The 6644-nt window shown below is 61.6% G+C and carries 6 protein-coding genes; all 6 read right to left on the bottom strand.

All coding sequences use genetic code 11. The features are described 5' to 3' along the window. Positions 1-121 precede the first annotated feature (121 nt). Genes pepN through PMI26_RS04110 form a run of 6 tightly spaced genes read right to left on the bottom strand, consistent with a single transcriptional unit; the run spans position 122 to position 6638 of the window. Positions 122-2779 carry an aminopeptidase N gene (gene pepN / locus PMI26_RS04085; protein ID WP_007979151.1) on the bottom strand — a complete coding sequence of 886 codons (2658 nt, stop codon included), beginning with the start codon at positions 2777-2779 and terminating at the stop codon, positions 122-124. 10 nt (positions 2780-2789) lie between these two features. Further along, positions 2790-3620: a DUF2797 domain-containing protein gene (locus PMI26_RS04090; RefSeq protein WP_007979150.1), complete on the bottom strand. Its 831-nt coding sequence runs from the start codon at positions 3618-3620 to the stop codon at positions 2790-2792. After that, a complete protein-coding gene (locus tag PMI26_RS04095) occupies positions 3617-3877 on the bottom strand; it encodes a YeaC family protein (RefSeq protein WP_007979148.1) in 261 nt (86 codons plus the stop codon). The genes PMI26_RS04090 and PMI26_RS04095 overlap by 4 nt, the downstream gene beginning before the upstream one ends. Positions 3878-3910: 33 nt before the next feature. After that, positions 3911-4780, bottom strand: coding sequence for a rhomboid family intramembrane serine protease (locus PMI26_RS04100; RefSeq protein ID WP_007979147.1), 870 nt, complete (start codon positions 4778-4780; stop codon positions 3911-3913). Next, positions 4777-5751 (bottom strand): metallophosphoesterase, encoded by a 975-nt coding sequence (locus PMI26_RS04105; RefSeq protein WP_443200855.1) that lies wholly within the window; start codon positions 5749-5751, stop codon positions 4777-4779. Before PMI26_RS04105 ends, PMI26_RS04100 begins: the two co-directional genes overlap by 4 nt. After that, positions 5748-6638 carry an NAD(+) kinase gene (locus PMI26_RS04110; RefSeq protein ID WP_007979142.1) on the bottom strand — a complete coding sequence of 297 codons (891 nt, stop codon included), beginning with the start codon at positions 6636-6638 and terminating at the stop codon, positions 5748-5750. Before PMI26_RS04110 ends, PMI26_RS04105 begins: the two co-directional genes overlap by 4 nt. Positions 6639-6644: the final 6 nt, after the last annotated feature.

Below are 6644 nucleotides of genomic sequence, written 5' to 3'. Positions count from 1 at the left end.
GTTTGCCAAAGGGACTCGCCGTAAGGGCGAAACCATAAGTCGCCGTTACCGCAGGAACGGATATGTACTCAATCAACCAAGAACCTGGTCGGCCCGAAGGCCGCCAAGGTCAACAACTGACTCAAGCCAAACTCTTGCTGACCACCTCAAACACATCACTGGACAACTGCCCCGAAGCCCGAATCCGCTCCAGCTCCCCCTTCATCAGCGCCTGACGAGCATCGTCATACTTGCGCCAGCGAGTCAAAGGCGCCAACTGCCGAGAAGCAATCTGCGGATTGAACCCGTTCAGCTCGATCACCAGATCCGCCAGGAAGCGATACCCGGAACCATCCGCCGCATGGAAGTTGATCAGGTTCTGCCCGGCAAACGCACCGACCAACGCCCGCACCTTGTTCGGGTTCTTGATGTTGAACGCCGGGTCCTGCATCAACGCCTTGACCCGCGCAAGTCCTCCCGGCAACACGCTGCCGGCCTGGACACTGAACCACTGGTCCATGACCAGCGGGTTGTCCTTGAAGTGCTCGGCGAAACTGGCCAGTGCCTTGGCCTTCTCGGCTTCGAACGGCGAGTTGACCAACACCGCCAGCGCGGTCAGGCGTTCGGTCATGTTGTCGCACGCGTCGAACTGCTCCAGCGTCGCCGCCAGAACCTCCGGCTTGCCGCTGAGCATCAGGTACGACAGCGCGATGTTCTGCAAGGCACGACGGGCAAAATGTTCCGCCTCGGCCACGTACGGTGTTTGCTTCGAAAGTTCGCGGTTGGCCTGGTAACGCAGCCACAAGCCTTCGAACAACGCATCAGCCAGTTGCTTGCGGGCAAATTCGCGGGCGCTGTGAATCGCTTCGACATCCGCCACTTCGCTGATTTCGGTCAGGTACGCTTCGCTTGGCAGCGAGAGCATTTCGGCGACCATGGCCTGATCCAGCGACTCGTCCGAGAGCACCGTGCGCAGTGCCGACACCAGACGCTGATCGAGCACCAGCGCGTCGCCCTTCTGCTGCTGGGCGATCAGTTCCTGCAGCACCTGCACCGACAGTTGCTGGCCGGCATCCCAGCGGTTGAAACCGTCGCTGTCGTGCTGCATCAGGAACATCAACTGGTCGCGGTTGTACGGGAAGCTCAGTTTCACCGGCGCCGAAAAGCCACGCAGCAACGACGGCAGCGGTTGTTCGGCGATATCGACGAAGGTGAAGGTCTGCTCGGCTTCGGTCACGGAAATGACCCGCGAAGTGCCTTGCGCGGCGGCCTCACCGGACAGACGCAGGGCAATCGCTACCCCTTTGGTATCCAGCAGCCCCAGTTCGACCGGGATCACGAACGGCAGTTTTTCAACCTTGTCCGGGGTTTCCGGGCAGCTCTGGCGGAAGGTCAGGCTGTAGGTTTTCGCCGCCGCATCAAAGGACTCGCTCACCGCCAGACGCGGTGTACCGGCCTGGCTGTACCAGCGCTTGAACTGGGTCAGGTTGACGCCATTGGCATCTTCCATGGCCTTGATGAAGTCATCGCAGGTCACGGCCTGGCCGTCGTGGCGCTCAAAGTACAGGTCGCTGCCTTTGCGGAAACCTTCAGCGCCGAGCAGGGTGTGGATCATGCCGACCACTTCCGAGCCCTTTTCGTACACGGTCAGGGTGTAGAAGTTGGAAATCTCGATGAAGCTGTCCGGGCGCACGGCGTGGGCCATGGGGCCGGCGTCTTCGGCGAACTGGTGGGTGCGCAGGTACGCCACGTCCTGGATGCGCTTAACCGTGGCCGAGTTCATGTCCGAGGAGAACCCGGCATCGCGGAACACGGTGAAGCCTTCCTTGAGCGACAGCTGGAACCAGTCGCGGCAGGTCACGCGGTTGCCCGACCAGTTGTGGAAGTATTCGTGGGCGACGATCGCCTCGACCCGCTGGTGCGCGGCGTCGGTGGCGGTTTCGGCCTTGGCCAGCACGGCGCTGGAGTTGAAGATGTTGAGGCCCTTGTTCTCCATGGCGCCCATGTTGAAGTCGTTCACGGCGACGATCATGAAGATGTCCAGGTCGTACTCGCGACCGTAGACCTCTTCATCCCAGCGCATGGACTTCTTCAGGCTGTTCATGGCGTGCTGGCACTTGTCGATGTTTTCCGGCTCGACGTAAATGCGCAGCGCTACGTTGCGCTCGCTCATGGTGGTGAAGCTGTCTTCGACGCACCACAGGTCACCGGCCACCAGTGCAAACAGGTACGCCGGTTTCTTGAACGGGTCTTCCCAGGTCGCCCAGTGCCGGCCGTCTTCGCCGGGGCCGGAAGCGATCGGGTTGCCGTTGGACAGCAGCACCGGATAGCTGTGCTGCTCGGCGACCACCGTGGTGGTGAAGGTGCTCATCACGTCCGGGCGGTCGAGATAATAGGTGATCTTGCGGAAGCCTTCGGCCTCGCACTGGGTGCAGAACATCGTGCCGGACTTGTACAGGCCTTCCAGCGCGGTATTGGTTTCCGGGTGGATCCTGACGCTGGTATCGACCGTGAAGGTCGCGCTGGTCGGGTGCAGGGTCAGGTGATTCTCGGTCAGTTGATACTGCGCTGCAGAAAGCGCCTGGTCGGCCAGGGTGACCGACAGCAGTTCCAGCTGCTGGCCGTCCAGCACCAGCGGCGGCAAGCCCGGGCCACGCTCGGGGTTGCGGCGCATCACCAGTTGCGCATGGACCAGGCTGTGGTCCTCGTACAACTCGAAGGTCAGGTGTGTTTCGTCGATCAGGTACTCGGGCGCCTGATAGTCCTTGAGGTAGATCATCTTCGGTTGTTCGGTGCGCATGCTGGAGTCCTTACTGATGCACGGCGAGCTGGTAAGCCGTGTATTTACGAATGTTGATCACGCCGGTGTCGAAGATCAGGTATTGGCCCTTGACCCCCATCAGCGTGCCTTCGGCAATCGGGTTCTTGTCCAGGTTGAAGCTGACAATCTTCGCCGGGTATTGCTCGACCGGGTAGCGGATCTCCAGCGGTTCGACGCCGGTAACCGTCTGGATCGCCTGCAAGCCGAATCGTTCCTGCAACCCTTGCAAGCCTTCGGCGCAGCTGTCGAACAGTTGATCGCGAACCTCGGCCAGGTTCACCGCCGCCGCGTCGCCCTTGAGTAAAGCACGCCAGTTGGTCTTGTCCGCCACCTGGCTGCGAAACAGATCCTCGACGAAACCCGACTGTTGCCGGGTCGATACGCGCACGATCGGCAAGGCCTGGCTCGCACCCTGGTCGAGCCAGCGGGTCGGCAGCTGGGTGGCACGGGTAATCCCGACTTTGACCCCCGACGAGTTGGCCAGGTACACCACGTGATCGGTCATGCAGAACTTCTCACCCCACTCCGGCTCCCGGCAGGTACCGGCGTCGAAGTGGCAGCGCTCCGGGCTCATGATGCACACGTCGCACTGGGCCAGCTTGGTCATGCACGGGTAGCAGTAACCCTGGCTGAAGCTGGTTTTGGTCTTGCGTCCGCAATGGGTGCAGTGGATCGCCCCCAGGTATTCCAGGCGCACCGTGGTCCCGATCAACGGATTGACCGGAACCTCGGTTTCGCCCAGACGGAAAGCGTATTGCACGTTCGGCCCGTCAAGGCGTGCCGACATTTTGCTGATTGCACCGCGGCCAATCTCGATCAATGGATGGCATCCGACTTGAACAGGATATTCGGCACTTCGATCGACTTCGAGGCGCATTCCTGCGGCCCCATGTAGCCGGTACGCTGGTCTTCGGGCAGGTTCTGGATTTCCCAGGCGATCATCGCCTGCAGCGACAGCTCGCGTTGTTCGGCGGTGAGCTTGCCACCGTCGGACCATTTGCCGATTTCCACGGCCAGTTTCAGACTCTCGTAGATATCCGGGGTGATGTTCTGGATCATTTCGTTAAAAGAGGACATTGGGTCTCCGTCTCTTTATTGCATGTTCTGAAATTAGGCGGCCAGTTTACGGCGGTTATACAAACCGCCCAACAAACCGGTGAAGCATCCGATGAGTAACCCGCTGACGTGGGCCGCGTTGGCGATTTCGCCGAAGCCGATCATCGAGACCAGCCCGGACAGGCACAGCAGCAACCACACCAGCATCATCACCAGCACGCCGCGCGGCAGGCGATAAGCCGGGTTCGGCGCCAGCAGCTGGAAGATCCAGCAATGCCCGAGCAGGCCGTACAGTACGCCGGACAGGCCACCGAACAAGGTCGGGCCGCTGAAGGAGTACTGGGCGTAGTTCGACACCAGGCTGAACAGCAGGGTCAGGCCGATCAGGTTGATGCTGCCCTGGCGCGACTCGATGCGCCGCCCCAGCTCCCAGTACCACATGCCGTTCATCGCCAGGTGCAGGATGCCGAAGTGGATCAGCATCGGCGTGAACAGGCGCCACCACTGCCCCGCCGCCAGGCTGTCGGCCAGCGGTGTGAAGTGGAGGTATTCGCCGACTACGCGAAATTCGAGGAAGGTCAGCCAGCGCATCGTTTCCAGGTTGTCACCGAGCAAGGTGACCGCACCGACGAGGATGCTCAGCAGCAATACCAGTGCTGTGGCCCTGGCGTATTTCAGCTGTTCGACAAAGCCCGGACGCTTGATGGTCTGCGCCACCGGAATGTCCAGTTGCTGATCGGGATCGCCCGCCGGAAACCGTTCGTACAGCGCACGCACGTCTTCACTGATGTTGTCCGGCACCCACAGCACTTGCTCGCCTGCTTCTTCGCTGACCCGATGGGGCACTTGCATGCGTTTGAGCAAGGTGACGAACCCGCTCAAATCCACCGCCAGGGGCAGACGCAAAACCGCTACAGCACTCATTGCAGCACCTCCGGCCGCTCGACATCGACCCAGACGAATTTATCCGGATCGAGGCGGGTTTCCTGATCCAGTCGATAGGCAACCAATTTGCCGTAGAGCACTGCGCTGTAATCCAGGCAGGCCAGGTTCGGGCGGATCGGTGCCGGCTTGCCGCTGCGCCAGTAATGGCCGACGAACAACAACGGCTCATCGATGCCATAGCGCAGCAAGCTGTTCTTTTCAGTGGACGTCAGCGGCGTCCGGGCCACGGGCTCAGGCAGTGCGTCCGGCTGGAACACGATGTCGCCGTAGGTTTTCGGATCGTCTTCCCAGAACTTGGTGCGGAAGAACGAACGCACGAGGCCGTCGCCGCTGGTCATGGTCAGGCCATGGGGCAAACGCATGTCGGTGCCGCGCAACAGGCGATCGAACACGGTGCAGGCAAACGAACCCGACTCCGCCGACGCCTGGAGAAAATGCTCGTCGATACAACCGTTGGGGAACAACGCCCGCAGCGGCTCGATCAGCCCGGCATCCCAACAGGCGTGGACCACGCGGAAACGCCCGGCATCGACGAACAGCGGCAGCTCATAGAACCATTGCTGGAAGTCGTGCCAGTCAGCCGGATGGCCTTCGAACTGGGTCAGGGTTTCTTGCAGCAGGCGGGCATGGCGCGGCGTGTGCTCGCGCACGAACTGCTTGCCGCTGCCGGGCAGCGCCGGCGTGCTCCAGCCCAGCGCATTGAACTCATGGTTGCCCATGATGCACAGCGCCTGACCGGCCTCGACCATGTCGTGGACGATGTGCAGCGCCTCGCGAATCCGCGGGCCGCGGTCGATGATATCGCCGACGAACACCGCCATGCGCGAGGCATGCCGCCAGACGCCACCCTGTTTCTGATAACCGAGTCGGTCGAGCAAGTGCTCCAGGGTCAGGGCGCAACCGTGCACGTCACCGATCAGGTCGTAGCTACGCGCGGGATCGAGCATCAGTCGCCTCCACCCCCCAGCTTGCTGCCCCAGCCGAGTTTGGTCCGGCAGACTTCGTAGTAGTTGTGGTCGAGCGGGTGAATCAGCCGCAGTTTCTGGGCTTTTTTGCTGACGGTAATGGTGTCGCCGGGCGCGCAGGTGAAGTGGTTCTGCCCGTCGCACGAGACTTGCGGGTAAATCTGCATATCCTTGGACACGACGATTTTCAGCTCACTGTTGCCATCGACCACGATCGGTCTACCCGACAAGGTATGGGGGTACATCGGCACAATAACAATAGCGTCGAGCTTGGGGTGCATGATCGGCCCGCCGGCAGACAGCGCGTAGGCGGTGGAACCGGTCGGCGTGGCGACGATCAGGCCGTCGGCCTTCTGGCTGCAGACGAACTGGCCGTCGATGTACAGCTCGAATTCGATCATTCGCGTGGATTTGCCAGGGTGCAGCACGACGTCGTTCAGGGCATCGCCCTGGCCGATGGCCTCACCATGGCGGCGGACTTCGGCCTGCAGCAGGAAGCGGTTTTCCACCAGATAGTGGCCGTCCAGCACTTCGGCGACCTTGGCCTCGAGCTCGTCGGGGCGGATGTCGGTCAGGAACCCCAGGCTGCCCCGGTTGATGCCGAGCACCGGAATATTGTGTTTGGCCAGCGCCCGGGCAGCGCCGAGCAGGCTGCCGTCACCACCGACCACGATGACCATGTCGCAGACTTCGCCGAGCATCTTGCGCGACGAGGTTTGCAGGCCGTGCCCTGGCAGCACTTCGGCGATGGTGTCTTCGAGGATCACGTGCAGGTGACGATCGAGCAGAAACCGTTTCAGTCGGCGGACGGTATCCAGCACCTGGGAACTGCCCAGGCGACCGATGATGCCGATATTGCGAAATTGCTCCATGGGGCT

Source organism: Pseudomonas sp. GM33, from assembly GCF_000282295.1.
In the GTDB taxonomy this organism is placed as follows: Bacteria; Pseudomonadota; Gammaproteobacteria; order Pseudomonadales; family Pseudomonadaceae; genus Aquipseudomonas; species Aquipseudomonas laurylsulfatiphila.
Note: the sequence above shows the minus strand (reverse complement) of the source record. Positions and strands in the feature narration are given on the sequence as shown.

Excerpts from the sequence above, each read along its gene's own strand:
- pepN (WP_007979151.1), bottom strand. The coding sequence starts at position 2,779 with ATGCGCACCGAACAACCGAAGATGATCTACCTCAAGGACTATCAGGCG.
- PMI26_RS04095 (WP_007979148.1), bottom strand. The coding sequence starts at position 3,877 with ATGTCCTCTTTTAACGAAATGATCCAGAACATCACCCCGGATATCTAC.
- PMI26_RS04100 (WP_007979147.1), bottom strand. The coding sequence starts at position 4,780 with ATGAGTGCTGTAGCGGTTTTGCGTCTGCCCCTGGCGGTGGATTTGAGC.
- PMI26_RS04110 (WP_007979142.1), bottom strand. The coding sequence starts at position 6,638 with ATGGAGCAATTTCGCAATATCGGCATCATCGGTCGCCTGGGCAGTTCC.